This window comes from Neorhizobium sp. S3-V5DH, from assembly GCF_004343065.1.
In the GTDB taxonomy this organism is placed as follows: domain Bacteria; phylum Pseudomonadota; class Alphaproteobacteria; order Rhizobiales; family Rhizobiaceae; genus Neorhizobium; species Neorhizobium huautlense.
In genome coordinates, this window is the sequence record NZ_SMCL01000026.1 from 49,488 (window position 1) to 67,687 (window position 18,200).

Genomic DNA, 18,200 nt, shown 5'->3' on the forward strand with positions numbered 1-18,200 from the left:
ATGATCGGAGAAGAAGTGGCAGATCATATGACTCAAGTGCTTAGCATCTCGGCAAACACCGCCGCCATGGCCATAGAGGCGCTAAAACCCGGCCGGCGCCTGTCGCCAAAGGATCAGGCAGCAGACATCAAGGCCGACGCCGAGCGTAATGCGAGACGTGCCCAGAATGCCGGCGAGCCCGGCGACATCGAACTGATGATTCCCGCCACCGCCGTTTCCGTCGACCTTTTGAGCGCGGGTCATCAACCGCATCAGCAGGTTTCCTATCATCAGGTCCAGTCTGCGTATCGGGATCTGGAAGATTAGTTGCCTACCGTCCGCCTCACGGCGCCTGCCTGCGGGATTTGCCCGCGAACTTCAGCGGAAATCCTTCAAAGCCTTTGATCTCCTTCAGCACGAACGTTGTCTGCATTTCCTTGATGCGCGGCAACCGCCTGAGAGTCGACATGGCGAAATCGGCATAGGCGTCGAGATCGGGCGAGACGACCTGCAGCAGGAAGTCAGCGTCACCGGCAATACTGTAGCATGCCACCACCTCTTCCAGCCGGCTTACCTCGTCCGCGAAAGCCTCCGCTTCCGCTTCGCTATGGCTGTCGATCTTGACGCGGATGAAGGCAAGCACGCCGAGGCCGATCGCCCGCCGGTCCAGGATTGCCCGATACCCCTGGATAACGCCGCTCTCTTCCAGATGCCTGACCCGCCGCCAGCTCGGCGACGTCGAAAGCCCGACCTTCTCCGCCAATGCCTGATTCGTCAGCCGGCCGTCTTCCTGTAAAGCTTTCAAGATTCGCACATCTGCCGGTTCGATCTCACCATCCATAAATTTCTGCCCATCCTTCGCTGATTGCCGGTAAGTCTTACCAAAAACGGCGAGGAACCAGAAGCGAAAGGTAAGATCATCCCGGCGAGCTGCACTATCATCCGGCGGCTTCCAACCACGCCGGAAAATCATGAGCGAAGACATCCGCCTTGCCATCGTCGTCAATCCCGCCCTGCCGATCGGCCTCGTCGCCAATACGGTCAGTGCCATTTCCGTAGGTCTCGGCGCGCGCCTGCCGCAGCTTGCCGGGCAAACCCTCGCCGACCGAGATGGTCGCGCGATCGACACCAGTTCCAATGAACCGGTGCCGATTCTCGCAGCAGACGCGGAAACGATCGGCGCGCTTCTCCTGCGGGCGCTCGGCCGGTCCGAGGACCGCGCCGTCGTACCCTTCCCGGCTTTCGCCCGGTCGCTGCATGACTACAGAGACTATGAGGCCGCTTTCCCGAACTGCGATCTGTCGCAGGAGATAATCGACGGCCTGGGGCTCGCCGGCCCGTCGAAATGGGTCAGATCGCTGACCGGCAGCCTCAGGCTTCTCCGCTGAGGGAGATGAGGCCGCGCCTTTGGCGGCCTCCCGAGGGGTGTCAGTTGGTCTTGTGGCCGCCCGGACCAGCCGCGCCCACGGCCAGTTTGACTTCGATCGGTCCGGCTTTTTCGAATGTCAGCGTCACGGGCACTTCGCCACCGGCCTTGAAGGGCTCTTTCACCTTCATGAACATCATGTGCAGCCCGCCCGGTTTCAGCTCGATCGTCTGTCCGGCTGGGATCGCGATTCCGGCATCGAGCTTGCGCATTTTCATCACCTGCCCCTGCATCGCCATTTCATGCAGTTCCACCGCGCCTGCCACCGGCGAGGAGGCGGACACCAGCATATCGTCAACTTCGCCGTTGTTCGTGATGGTCAGGTATCCGCCGCCGACAGGCTGACCCGGCAGCATGGCCTTGGAGAACGCCCCGGTGATCACCAGATCGCCGACTTTGATTGCCTCGCCGGTCGCGGTTGCGCCGCCCGCCATCATGCCCTGCATGTGATCCGTGCCGGCCGCCATGATCACGTCGTTCGTTGGCCTCGATGCATTGAGGAAAACAGGTTGCGCGAAGGTGTGAGCAGCACCGGCGGTTGCGAGCATGCCTGAAAGGATGATTTTTGCGATGGTCTTCATGATATGTCCTCTTCCGGTGACAGCACGCTTTGGCTGTCCGACCGGGAACGATTGATCTGTATGAATGCAAAGATCAGATCGAGGCAGGTGGAGCGCGGGATCTCGGCCGCTCGACCGCGCTCGCACCGAAAGTCTCGACGGGCCTCGGCAGCGCCTTCGCATGGGATCGCTGCCCGCCCGCCAGCCATGTTTCATCATTGGGCGGCGGCAGGATGACCGAGGCGGCAAGCAGGCAGACTTCGCAAAGCGGCTTTGCCGCCGGCTCCCGCCTGTGCTCGCCCTCGGCGCAGATGTCGGCGAAAGTGCCGTCCGGAAGCCGATATTCTTCGCCGAACGATTCGAGCGGAGCGGCGCTTCCAGGCTGATGGCCAAGCCCCAGCGAAAGCAGGAGTACGGCGCAAAAGATGCGCAGCACGCTTGTCACTGTGCGGGGACCTGTCGTCATTGCATAACCTGCTCGAATAGCACTCGGCATAACCCAATTCGTCGGGAAGCGCAAAACATGGTCCTCTCTATACCACGCAGCCACGACGGCTGTTTGCACCAGGTCAAGCAGCGTTCATTGCGCTGCGACAGAAATTATGTCCGGAGCGACATTGGCCTCTTGTCAAACCCCGGTCGAGGCGGATAATGACGCCGAACTCGCTGGGAGAATCCGCTTCAATGCGGTGCCGAAGGAGCAACCGCCCCGGAAACTCTCAGGCAAAAGGACCAGCGAGCGTCGACAGGACTCTGGAGAGAAGTTTTTCCTTAGGGAGAGACTCGCCGAAGGGATAACAATCTCAGGCGAAAGGGACAGAGGGGGCTCAAAAACCGGCGCGGCAACGCGCCTGACCGTGAGCCGGTGCGTCAAGCGCCAAGACCTGGAGGCGTCCTTGGACGATCAGACCGTACTGAAGAAAACACCCCTTCACGCCCTTCATCTGTCGCTCGGAGCGAAGATGGTGCCGTTCGCCGGGTATGACATGCCGGTGCAATATCCCGCGGGCGTTCTCAAGGAGCACCTGCACACCCGCACGGCCGCCGGGCTTTTCGACGTCTCCCACATGGGACAGGTTCTCGTGAGAGCAAGATCCGGTGTCTATGAGGATGCGGCAAGGGCGCTGGAAAGCCTGGTTCCGGTGGATATCCTCGGCCTGAAGGGAGGCCGCCAGCGCTACGGGTTCTTCACCGACGAGAACGGATGTATCCTCGACGACCTGATGATCACCAATCGCGGCGATCACCTCTTGGTCGTCGTCAACGCCGCCTGCAAGGAGGCCGATGTCGCCCATATGAAGGCGCATCTTTCGGATTGCGACGTGACGCTCGTTGAGGACCGGGCGCTTCTCGCGCTACAAGGCCCCAGGGCCGAGGCAGTGCTCGCCGAACTCTGGCCGGATGTCGTTGACATGAAGTTCATGGATGTCTGCGACGCCAGCCTTCACGATGCCGCCTGCATCGTCTCCCGCTCCGGTTATTCCGGCGAGGACGGGTTCGAGATCTCCGTCCCCGCTAAAGACGCCGAACAACTCGCCAAGGCGCTGCTCGAGGATCTGCATTGCATGCCGATCGGCCTCGGCGCCCGCGATTCGCTGCGGCTCGAAGCCGGGCTCTGCCTCTATGGCAACGACATCGACACGACGACCTCTCCGATCGAGGCCTCGCTCGAATGGGCGATCCAGAAGGCCCGCCGTCCGGGCGGCGAACGCGCCGGGGGCTTCCCTGGCGCCGGTCGCATCCTGGATGAACTGACGAACGGCACCTCGCGCCGCCGCGTCGGCCTGAAGCCGGAAGGCAAAGCCCCCGTCCGCTCGCACGCCAAGCTTTTTGCGGACGCCGAAGGCAAGATCGAACTCGGCGAGGTCACCTCCGGCACCTTCGGCCCTTCGGTCGAAGGCCCGGTCGCTATGGGTTATGTCCCGACCCAATATGCCGAGCCTGGCACCCAGATCTTTGCCGAGGTCCGTGGCAGGTTCCTGCCCGTTACCGTCGCCAAACTCCCTTTCATCGCCCCCACCTACAAACGCTAAAAAACCCTCCGGAGAGAACCATGCTGAAATTTACCGCCGAACATGAATGGCTGAAGCTCGAAGGCGACGTCGCCACCGTCGGCATCACCTCTCACGCTGCCGAACAGCTCGGCGATCTCGTTTTCGTGGAACTGCCGGAAGTGGGTGCCGAACTGACGAAGGACGGCAATGCCGCCACAGTGGAATCCGTGAAGGCGGCATCCGATGTCTATTGTCCGCTCGATGGCGAAGTCGCCGAGGTCAACCAGGCGATCGTCGACGATCCCTCGATCGTCAATTCGGATCCGCAGGGTGCCGGCTGGTTCTTCAAGCTGAAGCTCAAGAACGCTTCCGATGCCGACGCGCTGCTCGACGAAGCCGCCTATAAGGACCTCATCGCATGAGCGACTCCACAGATTTCCACTTCACCGACTACCAGCCGTACGACTTCGCAAACCGCCGGCATATCGGCCCCTCTCCGGCCGAAATGGCGGAGATGCTGAAAGTCGTTGGCTATCCGTCGCTCGACAAGCTGATCGACGCCACTGTCCCCGCCTCGATCCGCCAGACCGTCCCGCTTGCCTGGGGGCCGGCGCTGACGGAACGCGAAGCGCTCGACAAGCTGCGCGACACCGCCAACAAGAACAAGGCGCTCGTCTCGCTGATCGGCCAGGGCTATTACGGCACGATCACGCCGCCCGTCGTCCAGCGCAATATTCTGGAAAATCCCGCCTGGTACACGGCCTACACGCCGTACCAGCCGGAAATCTCGCAGGGCCGCCTGGAAGCGCTCCTGAATTTCCAGACCATGATCTGCGACCTGACCGGCCTCGATGTCGCCAACGCCTCTCTGCTTGACGAGGCAACCGCCGCCGCCGAAGCCATGGCGCTCTGCCAGCGCCAGGCGAAGTCCAAGGCGACGGCCTTCTTCGTCGATAGCGCCTGCCATCCCCAGACCATCGCCCTGATCGAGACTCGCGCCGCCCCGCTTGGCTGGACCGTCGTCGTCGGCGACCCGATGACTGATCTCGATCCTGTCGACGTTTTTGGCGCCATCTTCCAGTATCCCGGCACCAACGGCCACTGCCACGACTTCTCCGGCCTGATCGCGCGCCTCCACCAGACGGGCGCGGTCGCAGCGGTCGCGGCCGATCTTCTGGCGCTGACGCTCCTGAAATCCCCCGGCGAAATGGGCGCCGACATCGCCATCGGCTCGTCGCAGCGCTTCGGCGTGCCGGTCGGTTACGGCGGACCGCATGCGGCCTATATGGCGGTCAAGGACGCCCACAAGCGCGCCATGCCGGGCCGTCTCGTCGGCGTCTCGGTCGACAGCCGCGGCAACCGCGCCTATCGCCTGTCGCTCCAGACCCGCGAGCAGCATATCCGCCGAGAAAAGGCGACCTCGAACATCTGCACCGCTCAGGTGCTGCTGGCCGTCATGGCGTCCATGTACGGCGTCTTTCACGGCCCCGACGGTCTGAAGGCGATCGCCCAGCAGGTCCACAAGAAGGCTGTATTGATGGCCAAGGGCCTCGAAAGGCTCGGCTATACAATCGAGCCCGACACCTTCTTCGACACCATTACCGTCGAAGTCGGACATATGCAGGGTCTCATCCTGCGTGCCGCTGTGGCCGAAGGCATCAACCTGCGCAAGGTCGGTGAGACGAAGATCGGCATGTCGCTCGACGAGCGCACCCGCCCCGCGACGCTCGAAGCGGTCTGGCGCGCCTTCGGCGGCAATTTCGAGGTTTCCGATTTCGAACCGGAATACCGTCTGCCGAACGCGCTGCTGCGCAAATCGGCCTATATGGCCCATCCGATCTTCCACATGAACCGCGCCGAAAGCGAGATGACCCGCTATATCCGCCGGCTCTCGGACCGGGATCTGGCGCTCGACCGGGCGATGATCCCACTCGGCTCCTGCACCATGAAGCTCAACGCCACGGCGGAAATGCTGCCGATTACCTGGCCGGAATTTGCCGACATCCACCCCTTCGTACCCGCCGACCAGGCGCTCGGTTATAAGGAGATGATCGACGATCTATCCGCAAAGCTCTGCCAGATCACCGGCTACGACGCGTTCTCCATGCAGCCGAATTCCGGCGCGCAAGGCGAATACGCGGGTCTCCTGACCATCCGCAACTATCACATCGCCAATGGCGACACGCATCGCGATGTCTGCCTTATCCCGACCTCCGCGCACGGCACCAATCCAGCTTCCGCACAGATGGTCGGCATGAAGGTCGTGCCGGTCAAGGCCAAGGAAAACGGTGATGTCGATATCGAAGATTTCCGAGCAAAAGCAGAGCAGTATGCGGAAAACCTCTCATGCTGCATGATCACCTATCCTTCGACCCACGGCGTCTTCGAGGAGACGGTGAAGGAGATTTGCGAGATTACCCACGCCCACGGCGGTCAAGTCTATCTCGACGGCGCCAACATGAACGCAATGGTCGGCCTGTCCCGCCCCGGTGACATCGGCTCCGACGTTTCCCACCTCAACCTCCACAAGACCTTCTGTATCCCGCATGGCGGCGGCGGCCCTGGCATGGGTCCGATCGGTGTCAAGGCGCATCTCGCAGCGCATCTGCCGGGTCATCCGGAAAGCGACGGTCGCGAGGGCGCAGTCTCGGCAGCCCCGTTCGGCTCGCCGTCGATCCTGCCGATCTCCTGGTCCTATTGCCTGATGATGGGTGGCGAAGGCCTGACCCAGGCGACGAAGGTGGCGATCCTCAACGCCAACTATATCGCCGCGCGTCTCAAGGGTGCCTATGACGTGCTCTACAAGTCGGAGGCAGGCCGCGTCGCCCACGAATGCATCATCGACACGCGCCCGCTCAACGCCTCTGCCGGCGTCAGCGTCGACGATGTCGCCAAACGCCTGATCGACTGCGGTTTCCATGCCCCGACCATGAGCTGGCCGGTCGCCGGCACGCTGATGATCGAGCCGACCGAGAGCGAGACCAAGGCCGAGCTCGACCGCTTCTGCGACGCAATGCTGGCGATCCGCGAGGAAGCCCGTGCCATCGAGGACGGCCGCATGGATCGGACGAACAACCCGCTGAAAAACGCCCCGCATACGGTGGAAGACCTGGTTGGCGAATGGGACCGCCCCTACAGCCGCGAACAGGCCTGCTATCCGCCGGGCGCCTTCCGCGTGGACAAATACTGGTCGCCGGTCAACCGCGTCGACAACGTCTATGGCGACCGCAACCTCGTCTGCACCTGCCCGCCGATGGAATCTTACGCCGAAGCCGCGGAATAACCGCGATCACGGGCGGCCTGTTTTCGTCAGGCCGCCCAGGCTACCGCCGCAGTAAGACGGCGGCCCATTGAAACGAATTAGCTCGAAGTTTCCGTCCGCTCCGGCAGCCGGCTATCGGACTTCCTTGCGATCCACGCAATAGCGCCGGCCATCTCGGCGATGGGGTGCAAAAGCGCCTGTTCGTCGGGCTTTCGCCCCCTGCGCAGCCAGGCCTGAGCCGCTTTGGGAGCCAGGTACCAGCCATAGATCAGCCAGGACAGGCCGCGTATCGCCCGCGTCGCCTTGTTGCCCATCTCGAGCATCGCCCGGAAGCCCGACCACTTCGTCTCGGGCCAGATCTGGATCGCCTTGAACCCCGCAAGGCTCAGCGTCATGAAAACCCCATAAGGTGTCATGTGATAATAGCTTGCGTCGTGCCAGGGTTCGAGAAACGAAGCCGAGCCAAGGCAGACGCCGCCGGGCTTCAGAACCCGGGCCGCCTCCTTCGCAGCAAGCTGGGGAAAGGCCAGATGCTCCCATACGGCGGACGCATAAACCGCGTCGAAGCTCCCGTCGCGGAAGGGCAGCACATGAGCATCGCAGAGAATATCCGGGCCGCCATGGCTGCGCAGCCAGTCGTGCACGCGGTCGACAGCCACGTCGACGCCGATATAGTGGATGCCGCGCTCGCCCATCCATTTTCGCATCTGGCCGCCGCCGCAGCCGATTTCCAGCACCGTACTTCCCGCCGGCAGCTCGTTCAGGCACGCCTCATGCGCCCGGTCGAGGTGATAGATGCCGCCCTTGGGCTGGCCGTGCGCCGGGGGAAAGCGCAGGATCTCCACGTCAGGGATGGTTGCTGGATTGAACGCCTGTGCGGGCCATTCAAAACGGACGGTGCCGCCGCCGCGTGGCATCAGGTTCGGCCGCTCGTCCTCCCGTACGAATTCCCGTCCGCATGCATCGCATCTTCTGGGTGCGGCAAGATCGGCGCGGCAATCGGGGCAGCTCAGCAGACCGTCGCATGCCGATATCATGCCCTGCGCCCTTCCGGACATCCCATTCGATTGCACCCGGAAGCCGTTCGTCGAACCTTCGCCGGGTTCTCGGTCTACCGGTTGGTCGAGCTGCTCCCGCGGCTGGACGATATTGGGCCCCCTTGCCTGGGCACGAAGGATCGGCCGAGCGTGATGAACAAAGGATTTGAGCGTGGGTAGCACAGTGTCTCTTCCAATGCAGCCCCGATATCCGACCCAAGGCCGAGTGATCTACCGGTTGATCGAAAGGTATTGTCAGGCCTTCTACATCGTCAACGCCCCATATTGATTGCTGGTTCTTCCCCGGTTCCTCCGAAAGAACTACTGGCAACGGGCTTTCCCAGTGAGAGCGATGGCCAGTATAGCGGCTTTTCCTCCCTTTGGAGTTGGCATGGCTCGCCGGTATGGGCGGAACAGTAACGCTTTGCAGCAGTTACGTTAGATGTGGCAGGCGTCGTCCGCCAAGTCGTACGGCTGCCGGAATATTAGAAAGCCCTGCACAAGCTCGAATTGCGACAGTCTCGCGAGAGAATCGTTGCCCTTTTGCCATATGGGGTGCCGCGGGACTGCTGAGGCAAGGCAGCCGCGGATACTTGATGAGAATGCTTATGCTTCAGCGATACGCCAAGCAATCGGCAGTTCTTCTTGGTCCTGATGACCTTGATCTGCTGCAGAAATTTCTGGAAGCCTGGTGCGAGGAAAACGCCGTCGACCTGACCGATGAATCGGCAGCCGATGTCGCTTCCGCTCTGATCGACTGGTATCAATTCGACCTGACGGAGCGAAACCTTCTGAAGTCGGAACCGGCGGATCTGCCGTCAAAGCCCTCGAGGATCCAGCAGCTTCTGCGAAGACTGGACGACGTCTGAGCGCGGAACCGCGCTGTGGGGACTGACATCATCGCCCTCGAGAGCGGGGATATTAGTGCCGGCGCTGGTAGTAGAGATACGACGTGAACCTTCACCATCCGGGTCAGCGGAAAATGGTCTCCCTCCGGCGACACGCTCTCCTTTGTCATCCTCGGGCTTGACCCGGCGATGACCTCGAGGATCCAAAAACAAGCATTTTTGGTCGTGAAGTCGATTTATTCCGAATCGCGCGAAGGCCTAATCATCTGATTTCATTCGTTTGTGCCTTGGGTTATCCCCGGGTTAAACCCGAGAACGAGGATGACGAACAAAAAAGTCGTCCCCCTTCATCCCCACCCCTTCGCCTCGTGCCTACAATTTCCCCGTCCCGCATCGGATACACCAGGAGGCGTCCTGGCGAGGCGGGGCCGGCGCTGGTGGTGGAGGGACGACGTAAACCTCCATCATCGGGGTCCGCGGAAAATGGTCTCCCTCCGGCGACACGGGGGAAGCGGGATGGTTTCGGACCGGCCACCTGCTTCTGATGCCCGAAAGAGCGCGCCGGGCGTGCCTGTGCGGCACACATGGTGGCCCAAAGGATGGTTTCGCCGGGCTTGTGTTCAAGTCCGTCCGCTTACAGCGGAAAGTCCGGCGGCGGCGCCTGTTCACCCTTGCCGGTTGGTCCTCGGGTTAAACCCGAGGATCCGGACGGGTATCAGGAACCAGACGAACACCATCCGGAAAGGCCACGGCAGAGGGACCGGAGTCGCGGATAAAAACCGCCGAACGGGGCGCTGAGAGGTGTCACCTATAAACTAACTTACGAGGCAGCTCCCAGCGCCCCGTCCGACAAAAAAAACCGAGAACACCAAGGAGGGAGTCCGTCTTGTCCTTACCCGGCCAGCATCTTCTCCTCGGGCTGAACGCGCGAACCAGCCGCAATGTCCACCGCCGCAAAGGCCGCAGTGATGACCTCGACGCCTGCCCCGGGTCGAGTTGCTTCTGCCGACAGGATCTGGCGAAAACGGCGGGCACCCGCAAATCCCTGGAACAACCCGACCATGTGCCGCGTGACATGGTGCAGCCGCCCTCCGGCAGTGATCACGCCTTCCGCATAGGCCATCATACTGTCGCGCAAGGCCAGCCAATCCGGGTCGGCCGCATCAGTTCCTGCCACCAAAGCATCCACCCCGGCAAGCAGCCCCGCATTCTGGTAGGCGGCGCGGCCGAGCATCACACCATCCATCACCTCAAGGTGACCTGCGGCCTGATCGAGATCGGCGATGCCGCCGTTGATGCCGATGAAGACGCCGGGATTTTCCTGCTTCATCCGATGGACGAGACCGTAGTCGAGCGGCGGAATTTCCCGGTTTTCCTTGGGGCTCAGCCCCTGCAGCCAGGCTTTTCGGGCATGGATCCAGATCGCGTCGGCCCCGGCGCCGATCATCCGCGCGAGGAAATCCGGCAGCACGTCCGCCGGCTCCTGGTCGTCGATGCCGATCCGGCATTTCACCGTTACCGGCACCTTCGAGACTCGCTTCATCGCCGAAACGAGGTCCGCTACATGCCCCGGGTCGCGCATCAGGCAGGCGCCGAAGGTGCCCGATTGCACCCGGTCCGACGGACAGCCAACATTGAGGTTGATTTCGTCATAACCGTAGTCCGTCGCAATCCGGACCGCTTCGGACAATTTGGCCGCGTCCGATCCGCCAAGCTGCAGCGCGACCGGATGTTCCTCCGGCGAATAGGAAAGCAGCCTCTGGCGCGGACCGTGGATGATCGCGTCCGCCACCACCATTTCGGTATAAAGCAGCGCCTGCCTAGACAATTGCCGGTGCAGGAAACGGCAATGCCGGTCCGTCCAGTCGATCATAGGGGCAACGGCGAAGACGGGAGCCTTGAAATAGTTGTCTTTTGTTTTTCTTTCAGGCCCTTGCAACGCTTTCTTCTCCGTCTTGTTCAAGCTCATCTTGCGCTAAACCCGCCGGCTTCGGAGCGGATTTGGCCCAATGGACCCACTAGAACCAAATGAGGATGCGCTCATGGACCCATCACCGCGCGCAAGCCAAGGACGGCAGCGCCGGCTACAGCGGGTCATGCGCGACGGCGTCACTTATCATGAGACGAAGACTTTTGATAGGCAGCCGGCAACCACCGCATAGATGAGGAAGCGCGGTCGCCAACTTGCCAAATCTGGCGCGACAGAGCCAGGCCAGAAGTTGCAGGTCCGCCCATCAGGCGCCAGCTTGTTGAAAATCAGCGGATCACGATGCGGCCGCACCGCGATCGCGTCGACGCATATGATCGACAAGCGCCCGCAGCTTCGGCGCCAGGTTGCGGCGGCTCGGATAATAGAGATAGAAGCCGGCAAAGCGCGGGCAGTATTGCTCAAGCAGCGGAACCAGTTCGCCCCGCTCCATCCACGGGCGGAAGCTTTCCTCCATGCCGAAGGTGATGCCCGCGCCGGCCACTGCGAGCTTGATCATCAACGCCATGTCGTTGGTGGTGATCTCGGGCATCACCGCGACGCTGAACTCCTTGCCGTTTTCCGCGAATTCCCAGCGATAGGGCGCCGCTTTCGGCGCCGGCCGCCAACCGATGCAGCGATGCGCGACAAGCTCGCTCGGATGCGACGGCGCACCGAAACGCTGAAGATATGCCGGCGCGCAGACGGCGAGCTGCCGCTCGTCACCGGCAATCGGCACGGCGATCATGTCCTGTTCGATGACCTCGCCGAGCCTTACGCCGGCATCATACCCTTCGGCAACGATATCGAATTCCTCGTCAGTCACCGTGATGTCGAGCTGAACTTCCGGATAGGCCGCGGCAAAGCTCGCCAGGAGCGGCCCCGAAAGAAAGTCCTCCGCAATCGAGGAGACGGCAAGCCTTAGCTGCCCGCGGGGACGGGCGCGCAAATCACCCACAGCGTCCATCGCCACACGCAGTTCCGCAATCGCCGGAGCCACGTCGCCGAGCAGCCGTTCGCCCGCCTCGGTCAGGCTGACGCTCCGAGTAGTGCGCTGTACCAGTGCTATACCCAGCGTCTCTTCCAGCCGTCTGATCGTCTGGCTGACGGCTGAGCGGGTCACATCCAGCCGGTCCGCCGCGGCGCGAAAACTCTTCTCCTCGGCCACCAGCGCGAAAACGGCCAGCGCATTGAGATCTATAGACATTGGTTAGATTTTCTTTCCATGTTGAAAAGGAATAGGCAGCTTATGGAAACAATGGAGCAGATCTATCTTGCTGGCAACCGCTACAGGGCGGTCGACCTGATCAGTAGAAGGAAACGAGATATGGCCCTCCACAAAGTCGTCCTCATAACCGGCGCCTCCAGCGGTATCGGTGCGGGCATTGCCCGGGAGCTTGGCTCCGCCGGAGCCACGCTCATGCTCGGCGCACGCCGCACCGATCGCCTGGAAGCGCTGGCGGAAGAAATCCGGGCGGGCGGCGCCGATGTGATGACCCGCCGTCTTGACGTCACCGACCGCTCCGATGTCGCGGCCTTCGCCGAGGCAGCGCGCAATGCCTTCGGCCGGGTCGACGTTATCGTCAACAATGCCGGCATCATGCCGCTGTCGCCTATGGCCTCCATGAAGGTCGACGAGTGGGACCGGATGGTGGATGTCAACATAAAGGGCGTGCTCCATGGCATCGCCGCGGTGCTGCCGGACATGGTTGCGCGAGGCTCGGGCCACATCATCAACATAGCCTCGATCGGAGCGCTGACCGTGTCCCCCACGGCTGCGGTCTACTGTGCCACTAAATTCGCCGTCAGGGCCATCTCCGACGGCCTGAGACAGGAGCATGACGATATCCGCGTCACTTGCATCCATCCGGGCGTCGTCGAGAGCGAGCTTGCCGGCACCATCACCGATCCGTCCGCCGCGGAACTGATGAGAACCTATCGCGCCGTCGCGCTGCAGCCGGACGCGATCGGCCGCGCTGTGCGCTTCGCCATCGAGCAACCAGCCGACGTCGATGTGAACGAGATCGTCGTCCGGCCGACGAAGACAAAATGAGGAGGTCGCAATGAAGCAGTTATCGATGCTTGCCGCCACAGTGGCCCTGACCGCCCTTGTTCCGCTGGAGAAAGGTTCCGCCCAAATGCAAACTGAAAAGAGCGCCCCTCAACCGGCGCAAAACCACCCTTATGTGGGAATGTGGGTAACGGCCGACGGCCGGGTCCGTCATCACCTGCTTGCGAACGGACGCTATGACGAGGCCCGCGGAAACCGCGAGAGTGCCTATCAGGGCCGGTACGAGGTCAGAGGCAACCACATCGACTACTGGGACGATACCGGCTTCACCGCCGATGGAGAATTCATCGACGGGGTGCTGCATCACGGCGGCATGATCCTATACCGCCGGGACTAAGTGCCCGACAGGGAGCCCCCCACAGAAGCGGCAGATGGCAGGACGGCCGCTCGGCCGTCCGCTCAAGGTTCTTGCTTCCGCAACCCGGCTACAACATCCAGAAAGGCTCGCAGCGCCGGCGGCACGGCCCGATGTCCCGGGTAATAGACTGCAACTCTTTCCGGAGCGGGCATCCACGCAGCGAGGGCTCTGCGCAGCCGGCCATCGGACAGAGCCGCTTCGGCCGCCCAATCCGCGACATAGGCAATGCCCAGGCCCTCTATCGCCGCTTCCACCATCAGCTCCTCGTCGTCGAGGATGATGGAGCCGTTCGTGTCGATGACAATCTCCTGGGCTGCGCGCTCGAACTCCCATCGATAGAATTTGCCGCTGGGCATGCGGTGGCCGATCAAACGATGGCGCTCAAGTTCCTCCGGGGTTTCCGGCTCGCCGAGCTGATCGAGATAAGCGGGCGAGGCCACACAGATGAATGTCAAGGGACGCGCGAACGGCAAAGCTATCATGTCCTTGGGAACCGATTCCAGGAGGCGCACGCCGGCATCAAAGCCACTGGACACGATGTCGATCAGCCGTCCCTCGACGACAATGTCCAGCGTCACGTCAGGATAGAGCCTCGTCATTTTCGGAAGGACCCTGCGGACGAGGAGACCGGCCAATAATCGCGGGGTATTGATGCGAACCGTTCCTGCCACCTGTCCCCTGAACCCGGAGATACTGTCGAGCGCCTCATCCAGCGAAGCGAGCGCCGGCTGAAGCCGGTCGAGCAAGCGGAAACCGGCTTCCGTCGGCGAGACGCTGCGCGTGGTGCGGTTGAGGAGACGCACGCCCATGCGCTCCTCCAGCCCCCGTATGGCATGGCTCAAGGTGGAAGGCGCCGCCCCTATCTCATCAGCCGCACGGCGGAAGCTACGGTGCGTGGCGACGGCCATGAAGGCAGCGAGATCGTTGAGCGACGGGCGAGACATTGATGGGTTTTTTGCATCAGCTCATGCCGATTTCAAGGGCTAATGATCGCAATTCGGCCGTCCTATTTCCTGTTGGCAGTCAACCAGGAGATATGAAATGGAAAAGACCTGGCTCATAACAGGTGTGTCGTCCGGCTTGGGCCGGCTGCTGGTGGAGAAGGCGCTGTTCAGAGGAGACCGCGTTGTCGGCGCCAGCCGCAGCGAGGGTACGCTGGCCGACCTGCAGTCACGCTACCCTCAACGGCTCAGCATCGTCGCGATGGATCTCAAGGACCAGCGCTCGGTCCGTGCCGGGGTCGACCGCGCCTTCGCGGCGTCACCCCGCATCGACATCGTTGTCAGCAATGCAGGATATGGCCTACTCGGCGCGGCCGAAGAAGCTAGCGACGCGCAGGTACGGGATATCATAGCCACCAATCTCATCGGCGCGATCACGCTCATGCAGGCGACATTGCCGCATCTGCGCAACCAAGGCGGCGGCCGCATCCTGCAAGTGTCCAGCGAGGGAGGCCAAATCGCCTACCCCGCCTTCAGCCTCTATCACGCGACCAAGTGGGGTATCGAAGGTTTTGTCGAGTCCGTAGCGCAGGAGACGGCTCCCTTCGGCATCGAGTTCAGCCTCATAGAACCCGGCCCGGCGCGCACCGCGTTCGGCGGCAATCTTGCGCAGGCCGAGCCGCTCGCGGTTTATGAGGGGACCCCTGCCGACGGAATTCGCCAAGCCGCCCGAGGCTCCTGGGTTATCAAGGGCGACCCCGACCGCATGACGGACGCGATGATCAGACTTGCCGATCAGGAGGGTCCGCTTCCGAAGCGGCTGGTGCTCGGTGCCGATGCCTATGCAGGGATCCGCAAGGCACTGCTTTGCCGCATCGAGGAGCTCGACAGACAGAAGGACGTCGCGATCGCCGCCGACTTTACCGAGGAGGAATTGGCGCGGCTTTGATCCACCTCCCCACCCGACCGGCCAGGCGGATGCCCTCTCAACGCCGCCCCTCTTCCCTACAGACGCCGTGGCGCCCGCAACCGCGGGCTGTCCCGCCATCAACACAAAGGAACACCAAATGCACCCACGTGAAGCCATCTTCCCCGCCAAGCGCCATGCCTTGTACGATCTCCATCGATATTCAGCAGCCATTCGCTCCGGCGATCTTCTTTTCGTTTCCGGTCAGGTCGGCAGCCGTGAAGACGGCTCCCCGGAGCCGCTCTTCGAGGATCAGGTTCGGCGGGCCTTCGCCAATCTGCGCGCGGTCCTGGCCGCTGCCGGCTGCAGTCTGGAGGATATCGTCGACGTCACCACCTTTCACACCGACCCGGCCGGACAGGTCGAGACAGTGATGGCCATCCACGCGGAAGAGATCGGCGCACCGCCCTATCCGAACTGGACGGCGGTGGGCGTCAACTGGCTCGCAGGCTTCGACTTTGAGATCAAGGTCATCGCCCGCATTCCTTGAGGATCGGCAACGGATTGGCAGATTGGCGCTGACGCCCTTCACGACACGGACTCACTCGGCCGAGCTGGCGGCGTAGCTCTGATGAAATCTATGAAGGCGCGCAGGGGCGCTGGCACCAGCCGGCGCCCGGGATAGTAAAGGAAGGGCCCGGGAAAGCTCAGCCACCATGGCTCCAGCACTGGCTCCAGCGCTCCGCTTTCGAAGTACGGACGCAGCCAGTCCTCGAAGATGGAGACAATGCCGGTCCCGGCAATCGCCGCTGCGATCCCAAGATCCGAGCCGCCGCCCGCCTGCACCACGAGAGAGGTGGGCGGGTCGATCGTGACGGCCTCACCGTCCCGCTCGAACTCCCAGGGACTGATTGGCCGGCCGACGAAGCGGCCGCGGATACAGCTGTGGGAAAGCAGGTCGCGCGGATGCTGCGGTCGGCCGCGCACATCCAGGTAGGCTGGCGAGGCGCCGCTCGCATAGCGCTGGATGCGAGGCCCGATCGGCACGGCAATCATGTCCTGCTGCAGCCGTTCGTCGTAGCGGATGCCGGCATCGCAACCCGCGGCGATCACATCCACGAAGCTCTCGTCAGTCATGATCTCAAGCCTGATGTCGGGATAGGCCGCAAGGAAGGGCGAGACGATGGGCGGCAGGACCAGCCTTGCGGCGCTGACCGGCACGTTCAGCCGCAGCACGCCCGCCGGGCGGTCGCGGAAACCGCGGGCGAAATCGAGCGCGGCATTGATCTCGCCGAATGCCGGTCCGAGCCGCTCCATCAGCCCGCGACCGGCTTCCGTCGGCACCACGCTGCGTGTGGTGCGGTTGAGAAGCCTGACGCCGAGTTCCGCCTCGAGGCGCCGCACGGCGTCGCTCAGCGCGGACGCGCTGATATCACTCGCCCGAGCCGCCTCTCGGAAGCCGCCGGCCCGGGCCACCTTCATGAAGGCGCCGACGTCGGCCATGTCCGGCCTGTCCCGTTCCATATTCCCTCCTTCAATTGTCCGGCATCTCGTACAGCCTGTGCAGAGCATAGCTGATTGTCCGGTCAGGGGAACGTGTTTACCTCAGCTACGTCATCAAGAACGGAGACAGGCGCATGTCCAGTGTGGCAAAATCAGGAACTTTTGTGCTCGGCAACCGAGCGGTAAACCGGCTCGGCTATGGAGCGATGCAGCTCGCCGGCAAGGGCGTTTTCGGCCCACCCAACGACCGCGCCGAAGCGGTCGCCGTACTGCGCGAAGCCGTCGAAAGCGGCGTCAACCATATCGACACCAGCGACTTCTACGGCCCGCACGTTACCAACGAGATCATTCATGAAGCGCTCCATCCCTACCGGGACGACCTGGTCATCGTCACCAAGGTGGGTGCCAGGCGCGGCTCAGATGCTTCATGGATCCCGGCCTTCACCAAGGAAGAACTGACGCAGGCCGTGCATGACAACCTGCGCAATCTTGCACTCGATGCGATCGAAGTTGTGAACCTGCGCGCCATGTTCAGCGTGCACGGCCCGGCCGAGGGTTCGATCGAGGAGCCGCTGACCGTGCTGGCCGATCTCAAACGTCAGGGGCTGATCCAGCATATCGGTCTTTCGAACGTGACCGCGAGCCAAATCGCGGAAGGACGCAGGATCACGGAGATCGTCTGCGTTCAGAACATGTACAATCTCGCCAACCGCGGCGACGATGCCCTGATCGACAGGCTTGCCGCGGAGGGCACCGCCTATGTGCCCTTCTTCCCCCTCGGCGGCTTTTCGCCGCTGCAATCCTCGACGCTGTCGGATGTGGCGGCCCGGCTCGGCGCGACGCCGATGCAGGTGGCGCTCGCCTGGCTGCTGAAACGGGCACCAAACATCCTGTTGATCCCCGGCACCTCCTCGCGTGTCCATCTGAGGCAGAACATCGCCGCCGCCGAAGTGGATATCCCGGAAGACGCAATGGCCGAACTCGACGGAATGTTGCCGGCCTGAGGTGAACAGGCGAAAGGACCATGGCCGGGGCGGGCGACCGTGACGCGGCGGTGGGACGGCCATCTCTGTTTCCGCAAGAGCCGGCGCGGAACGTCCGCACCGGCTCTCGATGGGCTTCGCCTTAACTGTCTTCCCTGACGCGATAGGCTTCCGGCAGGACGAAAATCTCATCAGCGCGGCCATAACCGCCGTCCTTCACTTCCTCAATCAGCACCATCGTGTGCGGCCGTGCCGCTTCGGAGAAGTATTCAACGATCATATCCGTCACGCGGTGCACGATCTCTTCCTTCTGGGCTCGGCTGAGCGCGGCTTCAGGCGTCTTGATATTGACGAAGGGCATGGGA

At 62.5% G+C, this 18,200-nt stretch carries 19 protein-coding genes, 1 pseudogene and 1 riboswitch; of the genes and pseudogenes, 11 read left to right on the plus strand and 9 right to left on the minus strand.

Annotated elements, in window-relative coordinates; all coding sequences use genetic code 11:
- Positions 1-27: 27 nt before the first annotated feature.
- A complete protein-coding gene (locus tag EDE09_RS24815) occupies positions 28-306 on the plus strand; it encodes a hypothetical protein (protein ID WP_132413184.1) in 279 nt (92 codons plus the stop codon).
- A gap of 16 nt (positions 307-322) precedes the next feature.
- Here EDE09_RS24815 and EDE09_RS24820 read toward each other — a convergent pair whose 3' ends face one another.
- Entirely contained in the window at positions 323-820 is a 498-nt protein-coding gene (locus EDE09_RS24820; protein WP_105374319.1) for an Lrp/AsnC family transcriptional regulator, read from the minus strand.
- A gap of 130 nt (positions 821-950) precedes the next feature.
- On the opposite strand from EDE09_RS24820, the gene EDE09_RS24825 reads away from it, so the two are divergent.
- Positions 951-1,367, plus strand: a complete 417-nt coding sequence (locus EDE09_RS24825) for a DUF2000 domain-containing protein (RefSeq protein WP_105374299.1) — start codon at positions 951-953, stop codon at positions 1,365-1,367.
- Positions 1,368-1,407: 40 nt separating this feature from the next.
- On the opposite strand, the pseudogene EDE09_RS24830 reads toward EDE09_RS24825, so the two are convergent.
- Positions 1,408-1,815 (minus strand): annotated as a pseudogene (locus tag EDE09_RS24830) (copper chaperone PCu(A)C); the annotation flags it as partial.
- Between the two features lie 244 nt (positions 1,816-2,059).
- Positions 2,060-2,431, minus strand: coding sequence for a hypothetical protein (locus EDE09_RS24835; RefSeq protein ID WP_105374301.1), 372 nt, complete (start codon positions 2,429-2,431; stop codon positions 2,060-2,062).
- Between the two features lie 191 nt (positions 2,432-2,622).
- Positions 2,623-2,710: riboswitch (glycine riboswitch) on the plus strand.
- A 151-nt stretch (positions 2,711-2,861) separates the two neighbouring features.
- Between EDE09_RS24835 and gcvT the strand changes: the two genes are divergently transcribed.
- The 3 genes from gcvT to gcvP are packed head-to-tail and all read left to right on the plus strand — an operon-like array spanning position 2,862 to position 7,242.
- Entirely contained in the window at positions 2,862-3,998 is a 1,137-nt protein-coding gene (gene gcvT, locus EDE09_RS24840) for a glycine cleavage system aminomethyltransferase GcvT (protein WP_105374302.1), read from the plus strand.
- Positions 3,999-4,018: 20 nt separating this feature from the next.
- Entirely contained in the window at positions 4,019-4,381 is a 363-nt protein-coding gene (gcvH, locus tag EDE09_RS24845; RefSeq protein WP_105374303.1) for a glycine cleavage system protein GcvH, read from the plus strand.
- Positions 4,378-7,242 carry an aminomethyl-transferring glycine dehydrogenase gene (gene gcvP / locus EDE09_RS24850; RefSeq protein WP_105374304.1) on the plus strand — a complete coding sequence of 955 codons (2,865 nt, stop codon included), beginning with the start codon at positions 4,378-4,380 and terminating at the stop codon, positions 7,240-7,242. The genes gcvH and gcvP overlap by 4 nt, the downstream gene beginning before the upstream one ends.
- Before the next feature lie 77 nt (positions 7,243-7,319).
- Here the strand turns inward: gcvP and EDE09_RS24855 are convergent, their stop codons facing one another.
- Positions 7,320-8,441 carry a class I SAM-dependent methyltransferase gene (locus EDE09_RS24855; protein ID WP_105374305.1) on the minus strand — a complete coding sequence of 374 codons (1,122 nt, stop codon included), beginning with the start codon at positions 8,439-8,441 and terminating at the stop codon, positions 7,320-7,322.
- 413 nt (positions 8,442-8,854) lie between these two features.
- Here EDE09_RS24855 and EDE09_RS24860 point away from each other — a divergent pair, with 413 nt between their 5' ends.
- Complete coding sequence (locus EDE09_RS24860; protein ID WP_205839372.1) at positions 8,855-9,127, plus strand: hypothetical protein; 273 nt, start codon at positions 8,855-8,857, stop codon at positions 9,125-9,127.
- 871 nt (positions 9,128-9,998) lie between these two features.
- Here EDE09_RS24860 and dusA read toward each other — a convergent pair.
- Together dusA and EDE09_RS24870 are read right to left on the minus strand one after the other, a co-directional pair.
- Positions 9,999-11,075 carry a tRNA dihydrouridine(20/20a) synthase DusA gene (gene dusA, locus EDE09_RS24865; RefSeq protein WP_112803363.1) on the minus strand — a complete coding sequence of 359 codons (1,077 nt, stop codon included), beginning with the start codon at positions 11,073-11,075 and terminating at the stop codon, positions 9,999-10,001.
- A 295-nt stretch (positions 11,076-11,370) separates the two neighbouring features.
- Complete coding sequence (locus tag EDE09_RS24870) at positions 11,371-12,279, minus strand: LysR family transcriptional regulator (protein WP_112803365.1); 909 nt, start codon at positions 12,277-12,279, stop codon at positions 11,371-11,373.
- Positions 12,280-12,399: 120 nt separating this feature from the next.
- Here EDE09_RS24870 and EDE09_RS24875 point away from each other — a divergent pair, with 120 nt between their 5' ends.
- Both EDE09_RS24875 and EDE09_RS24880 read left to right on the plus strand, forming a co-directional pair.
- Positions 12,400-13,125, plus strand: coding sequence for an SDR family oxidoreductase (locus tag EDE09_RS24875; RefSeq protein WP_105374320.1), 726 nt, complete (start codon positions 12,400-12,402; stop codon positions 13,123-13,125).
- A gap of 10 nt (positions 13,126-13,135) precedes the next feature.
- Positions 13,136-13,480, plus strand: a complete 345-nt coding sequence (locus EDE09_RS24880; protein WP_132413186.1) for an Atu4866 domain-containing protein — start codon at positions 13,136-13,138, stop codon at positions 13,478-13,480.
- A 62-nt stretch (positions 13,481-13,542) separates the two neighbouring features.
- On the opposite strand, the gene EDE09_RS24885 is transcribed toward EDE09_RS24880, so the two are convergent.
- Positions 13,543-14,445 carry a LysR family transcriptional regulator gene (locus EDE09_RS24885; protein ID WP_105374309.1) on the minus strand — a complete coding sequence of 301 codons (903 nt, stop codon included), beginning with the start codon at positions 14,443-14,445 and terminating at the stop codon, positions 13,543-13,545.
- A gap of 97 nt (positions 14,446-14,542) precedes the next feature.
- Between EDE09_RS24885 and EDE09_RS24890 the strand changes: the two genes are divergently transcribed.
- Both EDE09_RS24890 and EDE09_RS24895 read left to right on the plus strand, forming a co-directional pair.
- Positions 14,543-15,391, plus strand: coding sequence for an SDR family oxidoreductase (locus tag EDE09_RS24890; protein WP_105374310.1), 849 nt, complete (start codon positions 14,543-14,545; stop codon positions 15,389-15,391).
- Between the two features lie 118 nt (positions 15,392-15,509).
- Positions 15,510-15,899 carry a RidA family protein gene (locus tag EDE09_RS24895; protein WP_132413188.1) on the plus strand — a complete coding sequence of 130 codons (390 nt, stop codon included), beginning with the start codon at positions 15,510-15,512 and terminating at the stop codon, positions 15,897-15,899.
- A gap of 38 nt (positions 15,900-15,937) precedes the next feature.
- Here EDE09_RS24895 and EDE09_RS24900 read toward each other — a convergent pair whose 3' ends face one another.
- Positions 15,938-16,873, minus strand: a complete 936-nt coding sequence (locus tag EDE09_RS24900; protein WP_112803369.1) for a LysR family transcriptional regulator — start codon at positions 16,871-16,873, stop codon at positions 15,938-15,940.
- Between the two features lie 113 nt (positions 16,874-16,986).
- On the opposite strand from EDE09_RS24900, the gene EDE09_RS24905 reads away from it, so the two are divergent.
- A complete protein-coding gene (locus tag EDE09_RS24905) occupies positions 16,987-17,856 on the plus strand; it encodes an aldo/keto reductase family oxidoreductase (RefSeq protein WP_105374313.1) in 870 nt (289 codons plus the stop codon).
- 121 nt (positions 17,857-17,977) lie between these two features.
- On the opposite strand, the gene EDE09_RS24910 is transcribed toward EDE09_RS24905, so the two are convergent.
- Positions 17,978-18,196, minus strand: a complete 219-nt coding sequence (locus EDE09_RS24910; RefSeq protein WP_132413194.1) for a 4-oxalocrotonate tautomerase family protein — start codon at positions 18,194-18,196, stop codon at positions 17,978-17,980.
- Between the last annotated feature and the right edge of the window lie 4 nt (positions 18,197-18,200).

What these genes read in the sequence shown, in the direction of transcription:
- EDE09_RS24815 (WP_132413184.1), top strand. Translation starts at nt 28, where the DNA reads ATGACTCAAGTGCTTAGCATCTCGGCAAACACCGCCGCCATGGCCATA.
- EDE09_RS24820 (WP_105374319.1), bottom strand. Translation starts at nt 820, where the DNA reads ATGGATGGTGAGATCGAACCGGCAGATGTGCGAATCTTGAAAGCTTTA.
- EDE09_RS24825 (WP_105374299.1), top strand. Translation starts at nt 951, where the DNA reads ATGAGCGAAGACATCCGCCTTGCCATCGTCGTCAATCCCGCCCTGCCG.
- EDE09_RS24835 (WP_105374301.1), bottom strand. Translation starts at nt 2,431, where the DNA reads ATGACGACAGGTCCCCGCACAGTGACAAGCGTGCTGCGCATCTTTTGC.
- gcvH (WP_105374303.1), top strand. Translation starts at nt 4,019, where the DNA reads ATGCTGAAATTTACCGCCGAACATGAATGGCTGAAGCTCGAAGGCGAC.
- gcvP (WP_105374304.1), top strand. Translation starts at nt 4,378, where the DNA reads ATGAGCGACTCCACAGATTTCCACTTCACCGACTACCAGCCGTACGAC.
- EDE09_RS24860 (WP_205839372.1), top strand. Translation starts at nt 8,855, where the DNA reads ATGAGAATGCTTATGCTTCAGCGATACGCCAAGCAATCGGCAGTTCTT.
- dusA (WP_112803363.1), bottom strand. Translation starts at nt 11,075, where the DNA reads ATGAGCTTGAACAAGACGGAGAAGAAAGCGTTGCAAGGGCCTGAAAGA.
- EDE09_RS24870 (WP_112803365.1), bottom strand. Translation starts at nt 12,279, where the DNA reads ATGTCTATAGATCTCAATGCGCTGGCCGTTTTCGCGCTGGTGGCCGAG.
- EDE09_RS24875 (WP_105374320.1), top strand. Translation starts at nt 12,400, where the DNA reads ATGGCCCTCCACAAAGTCGTCCTCATAACCGGCGCCTCCAGCGGTATC.
- EDE09_RS24880 (WP_132413186.1), top strand. Translation starts at nt 13,136, where the DNA reads ATGAAGCAGTTATCGATGCTTGCCGCCACAGTGGCCCTGACCGCCCTT.
- EDE09_RS24885 (WP_105374309.1), bottom strand. Translation starts at nt 14,445, where the DNA reads ATGTCTCGCCCGTCGCTCAACGATCTCGCTGCCTTCATGGCCGTCGCC.
- EDE09_RS24890 (WP_105374310.1), top strand. Translation starts at nt 14,543, where the DNA reads ATGGAAAAGACCTGGCTCATAACAGGTGTGTCGTCCGGCTTGGGCCGG.
- EDE09_RS24895 (WP_132413188.1), top strand. Translation starts at nt 15,510, where the DNA reads ATGCACCCACGTGAAGCCATCTTCCCCGCCAAGCGCCATGCCTTGTAC.
- EDE09_RS24900 (WP_112803369.1), bottom strand. Translation starts at nt 16,873, where the DNA reads ATGGAACGGGACAGGCCGGACATGGCCGACGTCGGCGCCTTCATGAAG.
- EDE09_RS24905 (WP_105374313.1), top strand. Translation starts at nt 16,987, where the DNA reads ATGTCCAGTGTGGCAAAATCAGGAACTTTTGTGCTCGGCAACCGAGCG.
- EDE09_RS24910 (WP_132413194.1), bottom strand. Translation starts at nt 18,196, where the DNA reads ATGCCCTTCGTCAATATCAAGACGCCTGAAGCCGCGCTCAGCCGAGCC.